The following is a 23559-nucleotide window of genomic DNA, read 5'->3' as shown; positions in this document are numbered from 1 at the left end:
GAGTTAAAAGTCGGGTTATGAATAAACAGATATTTTTTTATTTGGTGCTTATATTATTAGGCGGATGTGATTTACAAAAAAACAAAAATTATACGGAATCGTCGCCAAAACCCAATATTATTCTTATTCTCTCCGACGACATGGGGTATTCAGATCCGGGATGTTTCGGAGGAGAAGTGGAAACCCCAAATTTAGATGCGCTGGCCAACAAGGGGCTGCGTCTTACACAGTTTTACAACGGAGCACGCTGCTGCCCAACCCGCGCCAGCCTGATGACGGGTTGCTATCCGCATCAAACCGGAATAGGTCACATGACCAACACTCCCGCTGACTTTGCTCAACACGATTTGGGAATTCCTGAATACCGTGGTTTTTTGAATAAAAACTGCGTAACAATTGCCGAAGTGCTAAAAGAAGCCGGTTATACCACATTGATGACCGGCAAATGGCACCTCGGAATATCCGATAAATCAAAATGGCCCTTACAACGTGGGTTTGATAAGTTTTACGGGTTAATTCCCGGAGCAAGCAATTTCTTTAAACCGGTTTATCCACGAGGTATAACTTACATGAACGATACGGTTTCGGTTAGCGATGACGATTTTTATACAACCGATGCTTTTACCGACTATGCCATTCAGTTTATTGATGAAGCAAAAACAGAGAATAGTAAGAAGCCTTTCTTTTTATACCTGGCTTACACTGCACCGCACTGGCCTTTAAATGCGCCCCGGAAAGTGGTTGAAAAATACAAAGGAAAATACATGGAAGGCTGGACAAAACTGCGGGAAGCCCGTTATGAGAGAATGCAAGAGATGGGAATTATTGATGAGAAATGGGATTTGTCTCCCCAGGATTGGCGCGATTGGAACACTTTGTCCGAGGAAAAGAAAATAGAAATGGATCTGCGACGAGCTATCTATTCGGCAATGATAGACCAAATGGATCAGAACATAGGAAAACTTGTTAGTCATTTAAAAGACCAAAATATATTAGACAATACGCTGATTATCTTTTTAAATGACAACGGCGCCTGTGCTGAAGGCGGGGAACTGGGAGGAGGACCGGCAGAGCAACTGGATACAAAAGAAGGCTATTTCTTGTCGTATGGCGGTGCATGGGCCAATGCTTCAAATACCCCCTACCGCGAATACAAACACTGGGTGCACGAGGGAGGAATAGGAACACCATTTATTGCGCATTGGCCCAAAGTAATTCCAAAAGAAAATGAAGGCCGAATCGTTTCGGAATACGGATTTTTGCCCGATCTTATGGCCACATTTGTTGACGTTGCCCAAACGACTTATCCTGAGGAATATCGGGGAAATAGAATTGTGCCAACTTCAGGAAAAAGCCTTGTTCCGCTTTTAAAAGGTGAAAATAAACCTATTCATACTGAACCCATATTCTGGGAACATGAGGGAAATAAAGCGGTACGACTGGGAAAATATAAACTGGTTTCAAAATGGAATAAAGAACGTGAAACAGAATGGGAATTATATGATTTGGAAACCGACCGGTCGGAGATGCACAACATTGCTTCTCAACAACCGGAAAAGGTAAATGAAATGGAAAAAATGTATGAGGAATGGGCACAGGCAAATCATGTGCTGGCCTGGAATAAAATTCAAAAACTGTACAAAGAAAAAAACAGTTCCGAAAAGAAATAAATCAGGAACTGAAATTAAAAAAATAAAACATGAAAAATTTGTTGTATGTTTTTGTTGCGTTGATTTTTGCAGGCTGCAGCTCAAACACAGAAGAAAAAAAAGAGGAGAAAAAGCCAAATATTATCATCGTTATGGCCGACGATCTGGGCTATTCTGATATTGGTTGTTATGGCGGCGAGATAAACACTCCAAACCTCGACGGGCTGGCAGCCGGAGGTGTCCGGTTTACACAATTTCATAACGCGGCACGGTGTTGTCCTACACGCGCATCCCTGTTGACCGGCAAATATCCTCATCAGGTTGGACTTGACAGAAACGGACAAACGCTTTCACGAAATGCAGCAACTATTGCTGAAGTATTAAAAACAAACGGTTACCATACCGGAATGGCCGGGAAATGGCACCTCTCGCGAACCAAAGCTCTGCCCGACAAGGAAGAACAATTGTTGTGGCTTTCCCATCGAAAAGACACAGGCATTTTTGCTCCCCCGGAATCCTACCCAAGCAACCGTGGTTTTGACGAATACTGGGGGGTAATTTGGGGAGTAGTTGATTATTACGATCCCTTTAGCCTGGTTCATAACGAAGAAGAAATAAAAAATGTCCCCGACGACTTTTATATCACCGATTTTATTACCGACAAAAGTATTGAGATGGTTGATTCGTACAGTAAAGACGATAAACCTTTCTTTTTGTATGTTGCACACACTGCACCACACTGGCCGTTGCATGCTTTGCCTGAAGATATTGAAAAATATAAAGGGGTGTATGACGAAGGCTGGGACAAACTCCGTGAAAACCGATACAAAGGATTAATTGAACAGGGAATAGTCGATCCGGCAATTGCTCCGCTGGCCCCAAACGAATCTGGAAAGTTGTGGACTGATTGTGTAAATAAAGCCTGGGAAGCCAGACACATGGAAGCACATGCTGCTATGGTTGATCGATTAGACCAGGGAATCGGACGGCTGATTCAAAAGCTGAAAGAAACCGGGGAATACGACAATACAGTTATTCTTTTCCTTGCCGACAACGGAGCTTCGCCCGAGCGGGGTTACCAACCTGGTTTCGACCGCCCCGGACACAACCGTGAAGGTGAAGAAATAGATTACAATACCTTTGAACGGCCAGGACCTGAACTCACCTGGGGCTATCTGGGTGTGGCATGGGCCGGAGCTATCAACGCCCCTTTTCGTTACTGGAAAAAAGAATCGTTTGAAGGCGGAAACTGCACACCGTTTATTGTACACTGGCCAGCCGGGCTAAAAGGAAAAGAAAATACCATCAACCAGGGAGTCGGGCATGTTATCGATATTTTGCCCACTTGTCTGGAACTGGCTGAAGCTGAATATCCCTCTATGATAAATAATTTGGAAACTTCGCAGATAGAAGGAAAATCAATCCTCCCCCTTTTTAAAGAAGAAATTTCAACAACTCACGATACACTTTTCTGGGAACATGAAGGCGGACGGGCCTTACGTATTGGCGACTGGAAAATTTCGGCATTAAGTGGCGGTGAATGGGAGCTGTTTAACATGGCAACAGATCGCACGGAAACCAACAATCTGGCTAAAGAAATGCCGGAAAAAATAAAAGAAATGGAAGCAGTTTGGCAAAAAGAATATCAACGGATCTTTCCTGCAAAAAACTAAATATAAAAAACAAAGGGGCAGGTACAAATAGCAGTACCTGCTATACCCCTGATTCTATTCGCCCCCGGGGCAGTTTTTAGTGGGCACCGTCTAATTTGCAAAAACATCTTTTAAGAATAGCCCAGTGGCCTTTTATTAGGAGATTGAGCTGCAACTCGCCACAATGTTCCGCCGGCACGGTATTCCACGGTGCACAATCCGCATAAACTTAGCCATGCCTTGTGTTTCTGACTGTATGTTTTTTTATTCGATTCTCTTTTTCAGAATTAATTCAACTGAGGTCCATGCAGTCCAACTGAAAACAATTCCAAATACCAGTCGATGCGTTATCGGCATCGACCAAAGTCCAAACACAAAGCCCATCATTGATAACACAAGAATCACAGCCGTCAAATTTGCACGAATTCTTACTTTTCTTTTTAACTTTTTGTTATATCCAAGTCTCGAAAGACCAAACAACCAAAAAGCTAATCCAAGACAAATTGCAACGATATGAGCTTTAGAAACAGGTGTTCTGGATAATTGCATATCTATCGGTATCGCTGTAAAAGCAAATCCTAATCCGAATAGCGATAATAAAACTGATAAAAGTTTGTCATTTAGCAAATTTCCATAAGTCAAACCAAAAACAAAAAGTAATATTCCGACTGTTATAAAACCGAACAGATTAAAATACAGAGCGTTTGGTTCTCCTTTGGCTCCAAGTTCACTTATATAATCATTTGTAAAACTAAATTCAGGGTTTAAGGAACCAAATATGAATAAAGCTGCCAACAGATTTAAAACAGACAAAAGCCCTGTAATCCCAATATTTTTTTCCCTTACTATCATTTGCTTTCAAATTTCCATACAACGACATGTGTCTGAAAAATAAAATCAAGCCGTTAAGATTTCAATATATTATTCTTTTTAAAGTCAGCTTCCCAAATCCGTATTTGATACAAAGAGTTTTTTAGAAGACAGTCTGTATTAATATGCGTCGTGCCCGATTCGAAGCTCCAAACGATAAAACTACTGCAATTTAGAATAAATATATGAAACCTAATTTTTTCCAAACCACCCGTATTACGTATATTTTTTGTTGCAAGTCGTTTTTATCTGAATTGTTTTGGTTTCTGATTTTTGCTTGCATTTTTTGCGATTTCCAGAATTCTTTTTTGTCGTGTTTCCGTTCTTTTGGCAGAAATCACCCAATGCAATAAATTTTTTTTATCCGACTTACTTAGATTATCAAAGTAATCTTTGGCGTTTTTGTAATTTAATAATTCCTTTTTTAAATCCTCAGGAACTAACAGTGCTTCAACTCCGTCTAAAATTGTCCAGGAACCATTCTTTTTAGCTGTTTCTATACTATCAAAACCTGCTTTTGTCATTTGATTGTTCCGTATGAGTTTAACAACTTTCTCTTTGTTAATTTTAGACCATGCACTGTTTGGTTTTCTCCTGGAGAAATACTGCATATATCTTTCGTTGTCAATAGATTTTATCGTACTATCTATCCAGCCGAAACAAAGTGCTTCATCAACAGCATCACTCCAACTAACGGAAGCAATTTTTGTTGATGACTTAAAATAAACAAGCCAAACAGACTTTTTTGACTTATGATTTTCCTCTAACCAATTTCGCCAGTCTGTTCGGCTTTTAGGACAATATGTATCTTTTTCCTTTTTATCCATTTCTATTTCATTGAATGAAACCTCATTCTGTTACCTTCAGTATCAATAAACTCCGCCATGAACATTTTTTCAATTGGAGTTTTTGGCATCGTTATTCTTCCGCCTGCTCCTTCAACTCTGGACAAAGGAATGTCCAAATCATCTCCTCCGTTAAAGTAAATTATTGGCCCCTCTGTAGTCGGCACAAAACCTTCCTTTTTTACGATCCCTCCGCTAACAACAGAGCCATCCGGTTTATATGGGAAATTCCCGTATTTCATTTTTCCATCAGGAGAAGGCATTTCTTCCATCTCAACTTGTAATACATCAGAATAAAACTTCATTGCTCTTGCGAAATCTATAGCCGGGATTTCAAACCAGTTAATTACGTTTGTCATTTTAATTGTTTATAGAATTTATTAATACAAACGTACACCTGACATGTGACAGCCCTATGTCAAGGGTCTGCAAAAATTAATGGTATTTGTCAAAATATTCCTGTAAAGTCATTCTGTGAGGTTCAAAGTTTTCTGACAGAATTTCGATTTTTTGAATTCTGTCCAATCGAAAAAACCGAAATTCCTCACGCAAACGACACCAGGCAATCAAATACCAATTTTCTGTACTCAATAATGCAAATGGCTCTAACAACCTGTTCGTTACAGTCTCTTCCTTATTTATATACTGCACCTTAACAAGGTAGTAATTGGTCAATGCATATTGCAGATCAGACAAATTATTGCTATTTCTTTCCTGATTTACAATTTCTTCAAATTGAGTTCTGTTTGCAAGTAAATTTGCTTTGTCTTTGATGGTATATCTTAAAATAGATTTGATTTTATCAATTGCTTCCGAATAATCCTTTACAAACGAAGCGTCCTTATTTTTCAACACCAGCTGCTCTGCAAGTATTAAGGCGTTTGCCTGTTTTTCGCTGAACATTACCGGTGGAATTTTATATCCTTCCATTAACATGTAACCTTTCCCTTCTTCGGTTAAAATAGGAACACCTGCTTGCTCTAGTGCTTTTATATCTCTGTAAATTGTCCTTTTACTAACTTGAAATTTTTGAGATAATTCGGAAGCTGTAACAATACTCTTCGTCTGAAATTGAATGAGAATGGCAGTTAATCGTGATAGTCTGTTTACTTCTGAATATTCCATTTTTAAATATAGTTAAAAGTTGTTTTAGAGAGCAGTTGATACAAGTTGACGAGGCGGATTTCGAAAGGCGTCTTCGTTCTACAGACGCTGACGGTCAAGAAAACAGCAGAGACAACGCACACCACGTCCCCCGCAATACAATTTGCAATTTGTTAACACGAGTATTTTAATCCAATAACATGTGTTTCAATTTATATTTAATTGGAGTTCAATTTAAATAGGTAATCTTCAGCGTAATGCACTATTGTATCGGCGCCAGCTAGACTTAAAATGTATTTACCTGTTCCTTCCATAAAGCGAACTAACTCCTCATTCCGTTCAAGAGACTGAAGAAACTGCGCATTTCTTTCAAATACCATAAGACGTCCCATAAAAACTATTGTTCCATCGTGAATTATAGAATTTCTGTTAAAAATTTCTCTTCTTTCTGCGTGATAATTTAACTCCATGTTTAACATTTCAATCTTTTGCTCTTTTGTAAATCGTTTCAAAATGCTGTCCTGTGCAGAGGCAATTTCAATTGCATACAAATTATAATCGAGAGTATGGGGAAGCTCCTCAGATTTGAAATATGAAATCAGCGCAGCAGGAGCGTCATACCGCCTCTCCAACTCATCAAATCCCCTGCACCAACCTTTCAACAATTTATATCCTGATTGGTATCCGTTTGAGGCTTCGATAACAGCTCCGTAAATTGTCTTGTAACAACTTTTAATTAATCCTTCAGTTGTAATACAACCAAGAACATCTTCCGGAATATTCCAATATTCTTTTATTTCTTCTTTGGTGAAAGACGAATCGGGTTTTTCAGTAGGAAACATGTAAACTCCGTCAACTAGTAAATTGCAAGGATCGGTTTCTTCTTCAACAGGAATATCTCTTTTACTGCAGCCTAAAGCAAATATGCAGATGCATAAAATGTAAATTAATTTTTAGATGTTTTTGTTTTATTTAATATTAGCGTTAACACATCTGTAACCCCACACTTTGGACTATCTCTTTATGGTTACTTTGGTTTATAACACCATTTCAGGTGGATAACCCAACTTTTGAGAAATATATGTTTCCGGAAATGTGTTGGATAAGCATCATGGAATGTGTTTTGAAACGATTCATTTTGAGATGGATTTTATGGGTGGCACAACAGGTTTAGTTCATGAGTTACCGAATTATCGTGCATTAAAAATAACAATCATTTGTTTTAAAACCAAGAAGTTTCTTTCTGCCCTGTAAAATTTAGCGACGGGAGGAAGGACAGTTTTAGAGGCTTAAAAAAAGGGGGAAATGAGGATACCGGGCAAAAATCTGCTTTTGTTTCAGCACAGTACTACACCCTGTGTCTCATTTAGCCCATCACCTCTTTTATCCGACTGTCAATCTGTTTCAACAACTCTGCTATCTGTTTGTGTTTTATCCCCGGGCTATAATAACTCGCATTAATCGTCAAGACATTATTGTATGTCATAATTCCAATCATAAAAGCTGGCGCAAAAAATGCCGGAGAAATTAAACATAAATCTTTAATCCTGGCTTCACCAAAGCAAATAGCCTTAGAATTAAAAATCCCAAGATTCGAAATCATTGGCGTACAGTTTCCTGCTTTCTGAATGGTTTCCCAATCCGATTTTATCAAATTTTTTATTGTTTCATATCCTTCCTCTTCTGCCAGGTCTCCAGCGATTGTTCCGTGAACAAAATTATCTGTATCCGTAATTTTCCGAATTGCTTTATCTGTTTGTTTTACCAGCTCTAAAAAATCAGTCGTTTTTGTTGGCAAATCTGCATTTAAAATAGCGGAAAGGTTACATACGTTTTGAGTTGTATTTGACGGTAGATACTTTCGAAGGTCAATCATAAACTGAAGCTCTTTTATGTTGTCGTCAGGTTTTAAACACCTTTGTAAAGCATCAAAATAGGCTGCCATTAACAAGGTATTTAAGGTTACCTTTTGCTTTTTTGAGCATTGTTTCATTTTTCGAAAGTCATTGGCATTGTAACGTAACTGCTGATATGAAAAAGTCTGTTTTTTAAACATTTCCCGGCTCGTCGGAAATCCCCAGGTTGAAACCAATTCTGCTTTTTCCGGCTCGAAGTAGCTTGCTTTATCTTTAATTTTCAAAGCGTCATAGAAGTTTTGAGTGCCTCTTACTGGAACCTTCGTAGCAGGAACAAATGAACTGTCTTTTTCTAATCGGGTATAAATGGTGGCAAGTTGATTTATCAAATATTTTGAACCTGAACCATCGCAAACAGAATGACTTATTTTTATCACAATTGCATTTGTCTTTTTGTTTTCCAGTAAGCAAATCTTTACCGATAACTGTGTTGATGCATTAATTTTTGTTTTTAGCACAGAATTAATCTCATTTTCAATATTTTCAGTTTCTATCCGGCAACAAACATCATCTGCGTTTACCGGAGCCGGAGTCCATTCAGGCATTTCCTCTTTTTCGACAAACAGACAACCCAAAACCGGTTCAGCCTGTATTAAAAGCAAAACTGACTTTTGGAGCAATTGATAATCAATTTTATCATCTGTTTTCAGAACGTATTGTATTAATGCATTTGATGTAACATTCTGTGCAATATGGTTAAACCAATCTTGTGATGTTGTATTATACTTGTTTGTCATTTACTTCTTTTTTTTCAGCGGGTTAGTCTGTTCAAAATGCACAACAATAAAGATATAAAGTCTCAGCACTTGCGAGTTGCCGGGATTATCCGACCGATACAGATAATGGAACGACATTTGCCCGCAAGGAATCGCCCTTCAACTGCCGCTTATTCGACACTCAGCAACAGCCATTTATAATCTTTTCTTCAGATAAATCATATCAATCAGTTGTATTCCGTCTTCAAACATCGGGTGGTCATAATTATCGGTAAAAAAATTTCTGATAAAATGAGATCTTTCAAATCCACAACTTTTGTAAAATGACAAAACCGCCGGAGTTTCACCTGTTCCTACAAACATCGTTTTATAGCTATTTTTGTAATAATCTGATATAAATTTTATCAGCGCCTTAGCATACCCTTTGCCTTGATATTTTGTATATGTTGCGATGTTTTTCAATTCGCAGCTTTCTTTGTCAGTTGCAACAACAACACAAACGGTTTTCAAATCATCATCGTATAGTGCAAACATATCGCCACGTTCCAGATATCTGTCAATCATATCTTCTTGCTCGTCTGCTAATAACAATAAATCAAGGAATTGCTTCTTATTATCGGTAATTTTTTCTATTCGCACTTTTTTCAGTAATACTCGTTACAAAAATTTGAAAACACCGCTTTTATTGTCCAGGTGTTTGGGCTTCCGCCAAGGTGTTACCACCATACTATCGAGGCTTCGAGGCGTTGCATTGAACTGTTTTTTTGCATGAAAGATAATAAATCTCAGCTTACGTTCCTCCCCCTGCAGCTGAAGCTTAAGGAGTATATTGACTTTTGTACGTTTTACTTCTACTTAAGAATTTTGTAACCAATACAATATCTGGGTATTTGAAGCTTATCAAAACCAATAAAATATAATTCAGAAGACTCTGTTAATTTTTCATTTATTTCTTTTACCGGAAGCTCTTTTCTCAAAATGACCGGTTTTTTTATGTTAAAATTTGAATATGTCTTTTTTAACCTGGCCATAGATGTCCAGTTCCCCATAGAAAGCGAAGATGTTTCTGCCCAGTGAAGAACATTTGGCACTATTTCCATAACATCCAACACCGAAGTATCTTTCGGATAAAAAACAGCCCATACACTATCGGTAAGATTTTCATAATCGGGGTTACAGTTATAAATCCTCAGTGAATTAACATCCGGAATATTTAGTACAGGACTCAAATCAGATGTATGCATATTGTGAAGAATAACTTCGCCCATATCTTTAATGTTTGCTTCTGGAGCGCCCCAAAATTTCTTTTGCTTTTTATAAGAAAAAGCACCAATTTCATCAAAAATTAAATTGGTGATTCCATCGGGTGACGCCTTTTCTGAGTTTGGATAATAGCTAAATGCTCCTTCGGCTGCTACGTAGTAGTTTTTAAAACATATATCAATATTTCTGGCAATCATTTGCTCTGCATTTTTCTTGTCTCCGGTTGAGGCATCATTCCATAAGTACCTTAACAACATAGAAAAACCTTTTGCCTGTCGAAGGTTCCATTCATGTATCTCCGCCAGGTCATCTTCATCCGGATAGGGCTCAGACAATTGTTCCAGTGACGATTTAAAAAGCTTATCGCCGTATTTTAAAGGAAATTCTTCATAAAGATTGTTCCCCTGCTTATCCCTGAAACTTTTAACGATTGATTTTGTGTTATTTAAATCATATTTTCTTAGCTCACCGGTTCTTTTATTTTTGGGTCCCCACATACCACTTGTTGTATCCTGAAAATCATACATCCATTTTAGCATCGTATGTTTCCATTCCGGTGAAAAAGTATACAAATTGTGTGCTTCCAAAGCGTTATCAGCGCTGGTTGCGTCCAGAATATTCCGGGCAAAATGAAAGGTTGTCTGTGGAAAATGTGATGCTAACCAACCGACGTAAGATATGTCATTCAAATGTCCTATTAAGTTTTCCGGTGTATTAATCGAGTCCAGAAATGTTAGCGGATAATGCAGCTTTAAGGGAGCTGTTGTTGAATCGGATAGTGACACTAAATGTTCGATAACATTTTTCGTAGCCTCATAGTAAACACAAAAAGGAGCTGATTCATCAATAAAGGCTCCTGTACGTGGGTTCTGAAGATCAAGATAAAAATCGATTTCTTCCTGATTGTTTTTGAATTCAGGAATTTTAACCAAACCTTCTCTGTTCCTCAGTTTTGTATAATAATCAGACAACTTTGTTTGCGCTTTCCGATATTGGTGTTTATCAATATAGTACCCCATACCGACCAATTGGAATTCAAAACCTGTCATAAAGTAGCCTTCTGCTTTCAATGTCTTATTCAACTTAAACAGTTCTTTTACCTGAGATTTCATTTTTAGCGCGTTATAGCCTGCTAAAATGGCTATGACAATGCATAGGCCAAGTATGCCTAATGTGATATGCCTTACCAGTTTCATTTTGTTTACTATTTTCTGATGAATTCATTTTTCCGGTTTTACAGACTCTTAAAAAAAGCAATAATACAAGTGACAAAACTGAAACAAACATAGCGGTAAACACCTGTGTCACCAAGCATAAGGGATATATGGTCCTAATAAGTGATGAAGTGGAATGAAATAGTGTTCGTTCCTAAAATTCTATAGCGTTGTCATTTTCTCCAACTTTTGCGTCAGCGTTTTAAAATACGTCCGTGAAACAGGAATTTCTTGTAGCTCATCGTCATCAAGAATAAGTCTTGCATTTTTACTGTTTCCCTTCATTTGTTTTGCCTTTTTCATATTTACAATAAAGGCCCGGTGACAACGGAAAAATTCCAGATAGTTTTCTAAATCTGCTTCCACCTGATGCAGTCGACCTCTTTTGGTAAGCTTTGTTGTCACTCCGTCGCTTTTACACAAATGGAAATCTAAATAATTGCCTTTTGATTCAATAAAAACAAGTTTTTCTCTGTTTACAGTAAATTGACCTTTTTCCAACGTTAGTGCCAGATTCTCCTGAGTGTTTTCTTTTTGAGCCGTTTCTATTTGTTGGGAATATTGTTGAATTCGAGAAGACAAATCTCCGACCCGAACACCCGCCGATTTATTGCTGTAATGTAAGTATTCGATAATACCAACTACCGTAAGCAGACTGGTTGTATAATAAAAAAGGGTTGAGTACCAGTGGATATTAAAAGGCATGTCACCGGTAATCCAATAAGAATATAGTTGGATGATAAACACCAGTGGAAACATGCCTACGATATGACTTATAATTTCATCTTTCAGTGCCCATGTTTTTTTTGATTGAAGCATCTTCCTGATGATATAAAACCTGACAATACTATAGGAAAATGCGATAAGAGAAAAACCGGGAAATAGTAGGATTTTTAGTTCTATATCTTTATCCCTGAATCCGAAAGGCTGGAACAAGAGAAAAATGATTAAAACAACGATAGCATGAAAAAGCCCGTTTTTCCATGAGGCATTCTCCTGATTGTATTTGATATATTCCTTATTTAAAAATTCATATAAAATCATTGTTTGTAAACGCTGATTAGTCCACTTGTTGCAATATTACGGGTAAAGGTCATTTGCAGCTTACTTTTTCATATTTCAAAAAGCCTCAGTGCCTGGCAGGATACGACAGCAGAAAAAAAACGAAAACAAAGCACTATACAAACGCCGCTATGCCAGACACAATTATCCCGGCGTTTTATTGTTTTGTATCACCACTCAATTCCCCCGGTTGATTGTATAATTTCCTGTAGGAGCGAATTCAACCCACTTCCCGTTTATTATTTTTTCCTTTTCAGTTCTGTTGTTTACCAAATACAAAGCATACGAAACATTTCTCTCCCTGTATTGTATTTCAACCGAAAATTTTGAATTACCTGATGGTATAGTTACAGTTTCCTGTAAATTGCCATACTTGCTGTCATTTCTTATTGAAGTAGCCGTGTAAATGGTTTTATCTCCGTTAAAATATAGTTTGCCATTCTCAATTCCTGACGGAATTTCAACCAATATTGAATCAGATTCTGTCCAGGCAAATGCATCATATTCGGCGCTTTTAAAAAATGAGGTTTTATCAATGCCAATTCCATTGATGGGGTGAAATGAAAATTCCTGTGACGATTGAAGATTAAAAGAAAAGGAGGTACCTTGCTTTACAAAGATGGAGTCACCATCACTTTCATCAAGCTTATATTCAATTCTATCAAATGTATATCCTTGCGATTTTTTTTGTTTTACCTGAATTTCTTTCGACTCATTTCCGGATTCAAGAACTATTGTGAAGTTAAAATCTTCTCCCGTACTGTTTTCTTTGAGAGCGACTTTAAGTGAAGTAAAAGAATTACGAACAATACTAAATCCCTTATTTGTCCAGAATGCATCTACTCTGCCTAAACTATCTAATTTTAGCGTGTAGTTTTCCCGAATCAAAGAGCCGTCTATAGAATAGCTGTCGCCTGAGATTTTTACATCACCATTTTGATTGATTATTCCGGCAATTTTCCAGTTTGAATGGGTGAATAAAATTTCTGTTTCGCCACCTTCTCCCTCCATTTCAATCTGTGTTAATGAAGGGTCAATCAGGTTAAATTCATTCTCACTATCGTAACATGAATAAAAGTAAAAAGAAATCAGAATGGTCAGGAAGATATTTACGTGTTTCATTTTGAGTATCCTTAATTTTTTTGCAATCTTACTCATTTTACACGCATTTTACAATGTATAATGATTGGTTTATTTACTTAATTCTGACAACACCATATACAGCTCAAAAAGCATCGGATTTTTATACTCATTATTCCACAAAATTACGATTCGGTTTTTTTCTAAAAAACGTAGTGCGTAACTTGAAGTTCCTTTACCTGCACCACCATGGCTTACCGTTGCATCTATCTCATTGCTGGCATAAGGTAAGTCTATTAAGCTAAATCCATACCCGTAAGGACTCTGATGTGGCCCCCATTGGCTTTTGGCCTCTTCGGGTAATGAGTGAGCCTTAAAAGCAAGCGCCCATGACTTTTTTGAAATCAATTGATCCGTTCCGACAGCCAACATAAATTTATGCAAGTCGCGTAGTGTGGTCTTTTCGCCGCCGGGACCCGTAAAATCAAGCTCATCGGCTGGAAGAAATGCATTTCCATCTTCTAAATAATATACAGGCATAGTTGGACCATAAATAGGTGCAGACCAGTATGTTTCATTCATTTTGAGTGGTTTAAAAATATGCTCCTGCAAAATAGCGTTATAATCTTTTCCCAGATGCGCCATTATCACTTCCGATAATAAAACATATCCGGTATTGCTGTATAAAAAGGCTGCTCCGGGTTCAAAAGCCAGGTCTGATTTAGCTATTTTATGTTCAAGGATACTTCTCTGACTTTTTTCATCATGTTCAGCTATTTCTCGTTCCTCATAAATTCTACTTTGGAATCCTGAACGATGGCTCAGAAGTTGATGGATTGAAATACTATCTGCCAACTCATGCCTGAACCAGGGTAGATGTTTGGAAATCGGATCTGTTAAAAAAAGTTTATCCTCTTCTGCGAGTTGAAGAATAAGTACGGCTGTAAACATTTTTCCGATACTGGCATCCCAAAAACGCATCTCATGAGAATTTGGGATGTTCAAATTTCTGTCAGCCAATCCAAAGGCGTTTTCATAGATTATTTGATTTCCTTCTGCGACTAACAATCCACCATTAAATTTTCCTTCTTTGTGTAATTTTTGTGCTACACTGTCAATCTTCGCAGCGTTCTCTAACGTTAATTGACAAAAAACAGATTGTGCTGTTATTAGAAGAATTGTGACAATTGCAGGCGTTTTTTTCATCATCGTAATCTTATTAATACTGAATTACTATAAAAGTAAATCATTCTTTTTGCTTCATTCCTTTATTCGTATTGCTTATCTAATCACAAAGTTGCAAACAATGTAAGAACAAAGATGATAAATGGAAAGTTTGTATTAGGATTTATTAAAGCAAAAGAAATAGATAACTTATCATAAATCTGTTTTGAATTTTCCCACTTATTTACGCAAAATTGTGTCCTACGACAGCATGTCAAAAAAGTAAAATTAAGCCCTGAGTTTTCAATATTTTATTAAAAAAAATCAGTTGCCCAAATCATTCTTTTCTGGAAAGAGGTTAGACAGTCTGGCGGTTGGTAAATGTTGTCAGGGCATATTTCGAAAAGCGCTCATCGCGAGGACTAAACGGCGATACGAGAATCCGCAGTTGGCGTACCACCAGCCCCCGCCATGTAATATCTGCTTCCAAAGTTTGTAATTTATTGCAGAATTTTAAAAGTTGGTTTATAAATCACTTGTTTTTTCTTAATATATCTTCTTGTGTTTATAATAACTAATATGAAATTATATAAATACCAAATTATGACTATTAATGGACTTATTATAAATGAGGCTATTAGCATTCCAAAAAGTAATATATTCCAGGAAATCTGGTAATTTAAAATTACTTTACCGATAGAATCTACGTTTTTAATTTTATCTTTTTGGTTAATCCATATAATCATTGGAACTATTATTCCAATCCAGGGGAAAAATATGAACCCTAATTGAGATAAATTAAGTAATGTTATAATGTTGTCATCTTCTTGAATCTGCCAATCTATGATTTCTTCAGGCGAAACTTGAAGCGCAATAGCTATTTTTTTAAAAGTATCTCCTCTCGGTATAGATTCTCCATTTTCAATTCTTTGAATGGTTCTGAGACTTAATCCCGTTTTATTTGCAAGCTCTTCCTGTGATAATCCTTTTTTAATCCTAAAATCTCTTACTCTTTTTGGTAACTCTGAATTTTCCATATCATGTGAATATTAAACTATTGAGTAAAAGTATTTAGTCTCTATTGTCGTTGTAACGTCATTATTGCGACAATTATATGTAAACTTTGTCATAATTATAAATTCATGTATCTAATATGAATTTCTCATTCGTTATTGTGCCACCCAACGGCTATGTAAGCCAATACTTTCATTTACCTCTTTATGGTTACTTTGGGTTACAACATCATTTCGGGTGGCTAAGCCAGTTCTGAGGAAATATATGTTTTCAGAAAAGCGTTGGATAAGCGTCACGGAATGTGTTTTGGAACGATTCATTTTTAAATGGATTTATGGGTGGAAAACAGTTTTAGTTCATGTGTTACTGCTTTTTTGCGCATTAAAAATAACAATCATTTGTTTTAAAAACAAGGAGTTTCTTCCCGGCCTGTAAAATTAGGTACGGGGGATATCTTTTTTGTAAGAAACCTTTACATATCCTGTCGTTGGCCGGTTTTGGAAGCGTCGGCAAGTAGAATAGAACCATCCTGTCTCGGGATACAATGATTATATCCTTGGATAGCATGACAATATCTAAGGATAGCATGATCATATCCGAGGATAGCGCGATGATATCCCGGTTTTGCATCGTAAAAAAGCGGTTTTTGACACCAAAAACAGGGATAGGATGATCATATCCCACTCTATAACGATCATATCCATGGACACAACGATCATATCCCGGGATAGGACGATGCTATCCTTAAAAAAAAGAAGCATGTAAAAGAAGATTTTGGCAGAAAGCCAAATGGGCAAGGTGATAAAATCGCGCAGCAGTGCAATAAAACCCGGTAGCGGTGTTGTATAACCAAGAAGTTAATATAAAACTATCAATTGCCCGTTATTTTTAATGCGCAGTAAGGATGCTTTGTTACATATTTAAATGTACCGGATTCGACTGTATTTTCTTCCAGCGTTTTCATGTTCCAGGTATCAATCACCTCCAGTTTGTACGATGAATCCCCGGGTAAACTTATTTCAACGCTCTGATTGGAGTCTGCAACATACGCAAGATAATACGCTCCCTGCTTTGAAAAAATGTAAACATTGTTGTTCAGGTTTTCGGGATCGCCCCTATCATTCAATTCAGGTTTCATAGCTGTTACAGGTGCCTGTTCCAATATTGATTGAAAAAAAACTATTCTTTCCGGGCTTTCGCCAACACAGTTTCCGCCTTTTGACCACCATCTTACTTCGGAAGTATCGGAGTCGTTTGTAAATGTTTCGCCATGTGTGCCATATCCTCCGCTTAAACCGGCCATCCAAAAATAACTGACCATTTCTTCCCCGCTTAAATTGCCCCAGTCGCTGGGAACGTCTCCCTCGTAACGCATTTCGTCAAACATCAGTGGTTTTTTGTATCGCTTCCTCCACTTTTCAGCATTGTAAAACTGTGAGGTTTGCGCACTTACATGTGTAAGCCACGAGCGAGAATGATCATAAAAATGATCTTCAGAACCATACCAATTATGTATTCCCCTCATCCGGTGATGGGGATCCTCATTTTGTAATAGTGTTCCTATTCCTTCCCAGTCAATGGTTTCTTTTATATCGGGTATATCCCATTCATTGGCCAGCGACCACCAAACGTTCCGGTACGCAGAAATGCGGGCAATCATATAACGGACATACCGTTTGTTCATTTCGTTTCCCATTTTGCTGTATCCCCAGCGATCGTAGGGATGAAACAGAATCACATCAGCCTGAATACCTAAATCGCAAAGTTGTTTTATACGCTTATCAAAATTCTGAAAAAATTCAATATCCGGATTTTCAAAATTGTTCCTGTTATTTGTTCGTTCAAAAGGATATCTCCATGGTTCAGTTTCATTCCCGTATATATATGATTTGGGAAAAACGCACATTCTAATTTTATTAAACGGCACTTTGGCCAGTGTTTTCAGCGTTTGTTCCTGAACGGACTGTTTTACACTTGTCCACTGGTAGGCAGTTGTTCCCACCGAATAAAAAGGAGTGCTGTCGGCATATTGCAGATACCAGGTATTTACAACTTTTACAGGCCCATGATTTTCTCCCCTTGGAGGTACACAAAGGAATTCGCCGGTTTTTCCCAAAAGATCATTGTTGTTGCTTTGCGTTTTATACTTCCATACTCCCTGCACAGGAGGTGAAAAACGAATTCTGAAAGTGTCGTTGCCATCGTAAAAACCGGGAACTAAAATACGTTTGTCGCCATTTACAAACTCGGCACTTATCTCTGTACTCATAAAAGGATTTCCCTCCACAAAAGCAAACAGACTTATTTGAAAAACATCCCATTGTTCGGTTTCGGGCAAACGGCCTTGTTTTGCACATGAAGCAAAAAAGAAAGCAAGCAGAATAAGCAGATAATTCTTTACGTTTTTCATGTGATAACAGGTTTAATTGGGTTAGTAAAAAACTTATTTCTTATAGCGAATCTCGTAATTTCACATATGTTGGAAGTACAATTTCGGTTCTTAATTTGTTTTTTACAAATGCAGCGGCTCTCTTTCCCATTTCCTCAAAATCGGTTGATATCACCGAAATCCCGTTTCCAACAATCTCCTTCATTGGAGTGTCGTTATACGAAAGCACTCCGACATCCTTTCCCAGTACAAGATTTCTTTTCCGGCATTCTTTAATTATTTTAACCAGATCAGCATCCCTGATTACAAAGTACGCCTGCCCTTTTTTTAATTCTGAAACTTCAAAATGAGCATTTTTCACATACTTAACCTGATTCTTTTTACAAAATTTTTTGATCGCTTTTGCTGTTTCTGAAGGATGTGGTGTATTGTTCTCCTCATAAATTAAAACCAGTTCTTCATATTTTTTTATGGCGTCAGCACCCTGTTCAAGACAGGAAATAACCGATTCGTAAAAATTCTGGGTCAGGTAATTCATTTTATCGTTATCCGGTTTTCCCATATCGATTATCAACAGTTTGTTGGTATCGATCTTCTCCAAAATAGGGTCAACACTTTTATGATCGATATTCATTATAACATACATACTGTATCGTCCCAAACTATTTTGAACAAGTTGCCGAAAAACTTCATGATTGTAATGGTGAAACAGCAAATCAACTGAATACGCCTCCGGCAGATCAGTCCGAAACGATTGGTATAGCTGCTCTTTAAAAGCACTAAAATCATCGAGCAGCATAAAAACTTTAAATGACTCGTTGGCAACATAATATCCTTTTGTTGGCGCCGATTCAACCACACTTCTTCTTTTAAGAATATTATAGGCTTTAAAAACCGTATCGCGGGAAAAGCCGCTTTCCAAACTCAACTGATTTACAGACGGCAACGCATCGCCCACTTTCAGTTTCCCGGTGCTGATTGCCTCGGTTATGGAATAAACCAATTGTTGTACTTTGGTTTGCCCGGCTAATTCGGCAATATGCAGCTCAAAATCATTCAAAATAATTTTTGTTTAAAAAGCGTTTTTAATTTCAGAAACAGTTATCCCAAACACCTGCCGGCAAATACCATTTAAATCTTCTTCTTCTCCTTCAAAATGGACGGTAAGCTGTGTGTGTGCAGCACGCTCGCCGGCCTGCAAGGCCAGAGCAGGTGACGATGACTCCAATTCGTAAAACGGGCCCAACTGGCTTCCGTCTTCCAAAGGTCCGTCGTTGTAGGCGTTAATGGCATCTCCTTTAAAAGGAAAATCCTGCAGCTCCCAGGCCGAATTTACATAGTCGACGGCAGCTTCCGGAATATTGGTTTTTACAATGGTTAAAACTTTATTCTCTGCGTCGTAGCTACCTAAATAAGGCAATGCCCGTTGCGGAGGAATTCCAATTTTTCCACGCGCTTTTCCGTCTCCTCTAAAAAATATCATTCCGTCTCTCACTTTTAAACGATCTTCCGGAATCTTTCCAAAGTAATCGTCTTTTACAATATAATCTGATTCAGCACTGGTTTTGTAAGGAATAAAAATAGTTACCGATGGAGATGGATTAAACATGCCAAGTAACCATATCGAAAGAAGACCGGTTTCCTTTTCCCAGGCTTTATCACCTGTATTTTTTACCGTATTCACCGTTTGATAACCAACACATTTTGTATCAGCAGGAATACTGACGCTAAGTTCATTTTCCAAAACAGGATTTTCCAGAATTTTAATTTTCCTGTTTACCTCCAATTGAAAATGAAAATCGCTGTAATTGACCAGTTCAATCGATTTTGAAAAAACAGCCTCTTTTTCATTTGCTTCAACAACATCGTATGTTTCCGTGTCGATGCCCGCCGGAGTATTCCAGTCTTCAAAATCAAAGCCCTTCCCTGACGGAAAGAAGATTGAAAACTGTCCTCCTTCAGGTCCCAGCCAAAAACGTTCTTCGCCTCCCACCGGATTGAATTGTTTTAAAACTTCACCGGAAGAAATTAAATCATGATTTATCCAGCCGTAACTTTTTCCTGATTTTCCGGCAGAAGTACTTGTCATTACACGTCCCTGATACTTTGCTGAAAGTAAAATACGCGCACTTTTATTGATGAGTTCAATCGGTTTTCCATTTTTTTGCAGCGTTTCCAAATCGTAACCGTAACTCCCCTTTTCAAAATTTTGCATTGCCGCGGATGTATTTGTTTTCTTTCCGGCACTTGAACAACCAAAAAGAAAAACAACAATTGTTATTAAACTAAATATTTTCATTTTGAAAAAATTGTTACCCGGCGAACCACCGGGTAACACCGTATGAACTATTTATAAACGGGACCAAAATTATCGCAGGCTCTGTAATCAGCGCCTTCTTTGTCCTCGCCAAAAGAGTTCCAGGCACTGGGCCTGAAAATAGATTCTTCGTCTACATTATGCATACAAACCGGAATACGCAGAATTGAAGCCATGGTAATCAGATCTGCACCGATGTGCCCGTAACTGATAGCACCGTGATTTGCTCCCCAGTTTGCCATCACCGAATAAACATCTTTAAACGCACCTTTTCCGGTCAGTTTTGGAACAAACCAGGTAGTTGGCCAAGTCGGATCGGTACGCTTATCCAATACTTTGTGAATGTCTTCGTCTAAATCAACCGTGTAGCCTTCGGCAATCTGAAGTACCGGCCCCTGCCCTTTTACAAGATTTATCCTCGACATTGTAACGGGCATTTCTCCTTCGGTTTTAAACTGACTGGAATAACCGCCTCCTCTGAAATATCCTTTGTTTGCAGGGCAAAAACGCGTATTCTCCAAACAGCGGGTCACATCTTCTTCTGTTACGTCCCAGAACGGTTTCATCACCGGATTACCCTGCTCATCTTTCTGTTGAGCCGTTGCATCCATTGTTGTAGAACCGGAATTTATCAGGTGGATAATTCCAAATTTTGCCAAACCGGTGAGTTCTTTTCCTGTCACCCTTTTTACTGCGTCAGGACTCCAGTAGGTACGAACATCAGAGAAAATCTGGGCTGTATTTGTTAACAGGTGCCCAAATAACATGGGTACTGCATTTAAACTGTCATTTTCGGTGGCAAAAACAAAGGCCTCACGAATCCCATTCCAGTCAAACGAACTGTTTAAAATTGTTTCTGAAAAATCGCCGTTAGGATAGTAGTCGGTCCACTGACGCTGTCCCTGAAAACCTCCGGCAATAGCATTTCTTCCCAACGCTTCTTCGCCAAATCCGGCTTCTTTGAGTTTTGGATTCCCTATCATCAGATCCCTAAAAATCAAAGTCATTTTAACAACAATCTCCCATTCCCAGTCTTTTCTTTCGCGGTCGCCCCGGACAAGCACATTGTTATTGTCTTCTCCTTCAATACAATTTTCCCTGGTCCATTTCAGGGCTTTTTCATATTCTTCCTTATCATAAATTTCTTCGTCAATCCGACGTTTTACTTCCGTCATATCAACAAATTCGGTTCGCATTCCAAGATAGTCCTGGAAAAAATCCGGATTCACCATCGAACCTGCAATTCCCATCGAAGTATATCCCAGCGACAAATAAGTTTTGCCTTTCATTTGGGCAACTGCAAGAGCTGATTTTACAAAACGTAATATTTTTTCTTTTACATCTTCAGGTATGCTTTGGTCTCCTGCATCCTGCACATCCCGTCCATAAATTCCAAAAGCCGGCAAGCCTTTCTGGGTGTAACCAGCCAAAGCTGCTGCCAAATATACCGCTCCCGGACGTTCTGTTCCGTTAAATCCCCAAACCGCTTTAGGAATCAAAGGACTGGCATCCATTACCTCGGTGCCGTAACACCAGCATGGAGTAACTGTTAAGGATACACCAACTCCTTCTTTTTCAAACTTGTCGGCACACATTGCAGCCTCTGCAACACCGCCAATGGTTGTATCTGCAATAACACATTCAATTTTTTCACCTCCCGGAAACCGTAAATTATCTTCAATAAGTTTCTGAGCGGCTTTTGCCATATTCATGGTTTGTTCTTCAAGAGATTCCCGAACTCCTCTTTCACGTCCGTCGATAACCGGACGAATACCGACTTTAGGTAGTCTGCCTATTAATCTGTTTGTCATTTTTATTGGTTTATTTAAAATGTTTTTATGAATTATTATCCAAAATACAGAACTATCCCATACTATGCTGTCCTGTACTGTGCTGCAATTTACAAAACTTTTATTTAATTTTTTTTGTAGTAACATTTATTAACAAATAAAATTTCAACGAGAAGTTTTAATTCACAACTCGTATCACAGTCCTCATTCCCTGGAATTTTCAAATTTGCGCTACAATCATTTTGAAATCAAAATATTACAACAAACAAAACACAATCCAAAATAAAACAAGGCATAAACCAATAAAACAAAAGTTCACAAACAAAACAAAATAAAACCTAAGAACCTGATTTACAACAAATAAAACACAAAAACAATTAGCAAAACTGTTGTCAAATATTTTTACTTTTGAAAAAAACAAACCAAAGAATACATGAAAAATTTTACCAACTGCTTCACCGCTATATTTGTATTTAGTTTATTCTCAACAGCAACTTTGTCGGCCTCGGAGAATTACGACATCTATAAAAAACTTACCGTTCAGCAATGCGACAGTTTAATACAAGCAAATGAAACCAATCCGAATTTTGTAATTATTGATGTTCGTACTCCCAGTCAATGGCAGGCTGGACATCTGCAAGGTTCGATAAACCGAAATTACTATGATTCTGATTTTACAGAACAAGTTGATGCACTCCCCAGACACAAAACATATTTAATTCATTGTCAGTCAGGAGGCAGAAGCAGCGGTACATTTACAAAAATGCAAAATTTAGGTTTTGCCGAGGTCTATGACATGCAGGGAGGAATAAGTTCATGGAAAAATGCTTCGCTGCCAACTACTTCGGAAATAGCCCCAAAACTTATGTTGGTTTCAAAAGAAGAAATAACGGGAACATCAAATACCGACTCGATAAAGATTACTGTAACCAACCGTGCCAACGATATTTTAAGTTTTAGTTCTATTGAGCTTTTTGACATTCATGAAATCTATTCTGATTTTGATGTGGAGGCAGAATTAAAGGGTGCCGAAGATTATACATTTTATGTGTTTCATGAACCAGGATATACTGAAACTGATTCAACCTGCATTATATTGGGAAGTAACGGAGGGCAACTGGATATAGATGTGGTTTTAAAAAATGGTGTCATTCAAACCATTCCGGAAAAGAAAATTGCCGATTATATGATTTTTCCAAATCCGGCCAGTGATTATCTGCAATTTAACAGCAACACTGTACAGTTGATTGATAAAATAAAGATTATCGATATTACAGGAAAAACCATTCTGTTAACAAACAATTTTGATCCGGCAGATAAATTATATATTGGCGGGTTGCCAACAGGAATCCATATTTTAACCCTTTACAGTAAAAGATTTACACAGACCCAAAAAATTGTGATAAACCGTTAACAAAACATAATTCCGCATTGTCTTTCTTAATTTTACTTTTGCCCGGCGTTTCGTTTTCCAAAAAGCCATTATATTCGCGCAACCATCAATTAAAAACAGT

General features: G+C 37.8%; 20 protein-coding genes. 3 read left to right on the top strand and 17 right to left on the bottom strand.

Annotation, left to right across the window (positions count from 1 at the left end):
- The first annotated feature begins 17 nt into the window (after window positions 1-17).
- Window positions 18-1670, top strand: a complete 1653-nt coding sequence (locus K5G00_RS02795) for an arylsulfatase (RefSeq protein WP_238764136.1) — start codon at window positions 18-20, stop codon at window positions 1668-1670.
- 29 nt (window positions 1671-1699) lie between these two features.
- Complete coding sequence (locus tag K5G00_RS02790; protein ID WP_238764135.1) at window positions 1700-3322, top strand: arylsulfatase; 1623 nt, start codon at window positions 1700-1702, stop codon at window positions 3320-3322.
- 243 nt (window positions 3323-3565) lie between these two features.
- On the opposite strand, the gene K5G00_RS02785 is transcribed toward K5G00_RS02790, so the two are convergent.
- The 17 genes from K5G00_RS02785 to K5G00_RS02705 form a co-directional block, all read right to left on the bottom strand.
- Window positions 3566-4153, bottom strand: a complete 588-nt coding sequence (locus K5G00_RS02785; RefSeq protein ID WP_238764134.1) for a DUF998 domain-containing protein — start codon at window positions 4151-4153, stop codon at window positions 3566-3568.
- Window positions 4154-4416: 263 nt separating this feature from the next.
- Window positions 4417-4998, bottom strand: coding sequence for a YdeI/OmpD-associated family protein (locus K5G00_RS02780; RefSeq protein WP_238764133.1), 582 nt, complete (start codon window positions 4996-4998; stop codon window positions 4417-4419).
- Between the two features lie 2 nt (window positions 4999-5000).
- Entirely contained in the window at window positions 5001-5375 is a 375-nt protein-coding gene (locus K5G00_RS02775; RefSeq protein WP_238764132.1) for a VOC family protein, read from the bottom strand.
- A gap of 76 nt (window positions 5376-5451) precedes the next feature.
- Entirely contained in the window at window positions 5452-6141 is a 690-nt protein-coding gene (locus K5G00_RS02770; protein WP_238764131.1) for a helix-turn-helix transcriptional regulator, read from the bottom strand.
- A gap of 197 nt (window positions 6142-6338) precedes the next feature.
- Window positions 6339-6962 (bottom strand): hypothetical protein, encoded by a 624-nt coding sequence (locus tag K5G00_RS02765; protein WP_238764130.1) that lies wholly within the window; start codon window positions 6960-6962, stop codon window positions 6339-6341.
- Window positions 6963-7486: 524 nt separating this feature from the next.
- A complete protein-coding gene (locus tag K5G00_RS02760; RefSeq protein ID WP_238764129.1) occupies window positions 7487-8773 on the bottom strand; it encodes a condensation domain-containing protein in 1287 nt (428 codons plus the stop codon).
- Between the two features lie 174 nt (window positions 8774-8947).
- The gene (locus K5G00_RS02755; protein WP_238764128.1) at window positions 8948-9391 is read right to left on the bottom strand and encodes a GNAT family N-acetyltransferase; all 444 of its coding nucleotides are present in this window, start codon (window positions 9389-9391) and stop codon (window positions 8948-8950) included.
- A gap of 212 nt (window positions 9392-9603) precedes the next feature.
- A complete protein-coding gene (locus K5G00_RS02750) occupies window positions 9604-11211 on the bottom strand; it encodes a hypothetical protein (protein ID WP_238764127.1) in 1608 nt (535 codons plus the stop codon).
- A 180-nt stretch (window positions 11212-11391) separates the two neighbouring features.
- Window positions 11392-12273: a LytR/AlgR family response regulator transcription factor gene (locus K5G00_RS02745; protein WP_238764126.1), complete on the bottom strand. Its 882-nt coding sequence runs from the start codon at window positions 12271-12273 to the stop codon at window positions 11392-11394.
- Window positions 12274-12468: 195 nt separating this feature from the next.
- Entirely contained in the window at window positions 12469-13449 is a 981-nt protein-coding gene (locus tag K5G00_RS02740) for a hypothetical protein (protein WP_238764124.1), read from the bottom strand.
- 33 nt (window positions 13450-13482) lie between these two features.
- Window positions 13483-14580 carry a serine hydrolase domain-containing protein gene (locus K5G00_RS02735; RefSeq protein WP_238764122.1) on the bottom strand — a complete coding sequence of 366 codons (1098 nt, stop codon included), beginning with the start codon at window positions 14578-14580 and terminating at the stop codon, window positions 13483-13485.
- A 455-nt stretch (window positions 14581-15035) separates the two neighbouring features.
- Window positions 15036-15572, bottom strand: a complete 537-nt coding sequence (locus K5G00_RS02730) for a helix-turn-helix domain-containing protein (protein ID WP_238764120.1) — start codon at window positions 15570-15572, stop codon at window positions 15036-15038.
- A 132-nt stretch (window positions 15573-15704) separates the two neighbouring features.
- Window positions 15705-15869, bottom strand: coding sequence for a hypothetical protein (locus tag K5G00_RS02725; RefSeq protein WP_238764119.1), 165 nt, complete (start codon window positions 15867-15869; stop codon window positions 15705-15707).
- Window positions 15870-16420: 551 nt separating this feature from the next.
- On the bottom strand, window positions 16421-17959 hold the full coding sequence (locus K5G00_RS02720; protein ID WP_238764118.1) for a DUF5060 domain-containing protein: 1539 nt from the start codon (window positions 17957-17959) through the stop codon (window positions 16421-16423).
- A gap of 40 nt (window positions 17960-17999) precedes the next feature.
- The gene (locus K5G00_RS02715) at window positions 18000-18998 is read right to left on the bottom strand and encodes a GntR family transcriptional regulator (protein WP_238764117.1); all 999 of its coding nucleotides are present in this window, start codon (window positions 18996-18998) and stop codon (window positions 18000-18002) included.
- Between the two features lie 12 nt (window positions 18999-19010).
- A complete protein-coding gene (locus tag K5G00_RS02710; RefSeq protein WP_238764115.1) occupies window positions 19011-20237 on the bottom strand; it encodes a DUF6786 family protein in 1227 nt (408 codons plus the stop codon).
- A gap of 47 nt (window positions 20238-20284) precedes the next feature.
- Window positions 20285-22066 carry an L-fucose isomerase gene (locus K5G00_RS02705; protein ID WP_238764114.1) on the bottom strand — a complete coding sequence of 594 codons (1782 nt, stop codon included), beginning with the start codon at window positions 22064-22066 and terminating at the stop codon, window positions 20285-20287.
- Between the two features lie 412 nt (window positions 22067-22478).
- On the opposite strand from K5G00_RS02705, the gene K5G00_RS02700 reads away from it, so the two are divergent.
- Entirely contained in the window at window positions 22479-23459 is a 981-nt protein-coding gene (locus K5G00_RS02700; RefSeq protein ID WP_238764113.1) for a rhodanese-like domain-containing protein, read from the top strand.
- Window positions 23460-23559 lie beyond the last annotated feature (100 nt).

The sequence above is a fragment of the Maribellus maritimus genome (assembly GCF_022267315.1).
Taxonomy (GTDB): Bacteria; Bacteroidota; Bacteroidia; order Bacteroidales; family Prolixibacteraceae; genus Draconibacterium; species Draconibacterium maritimum.
This window is presented reverse-complemented; position numbering and strand designations above follow the sequence as displayed.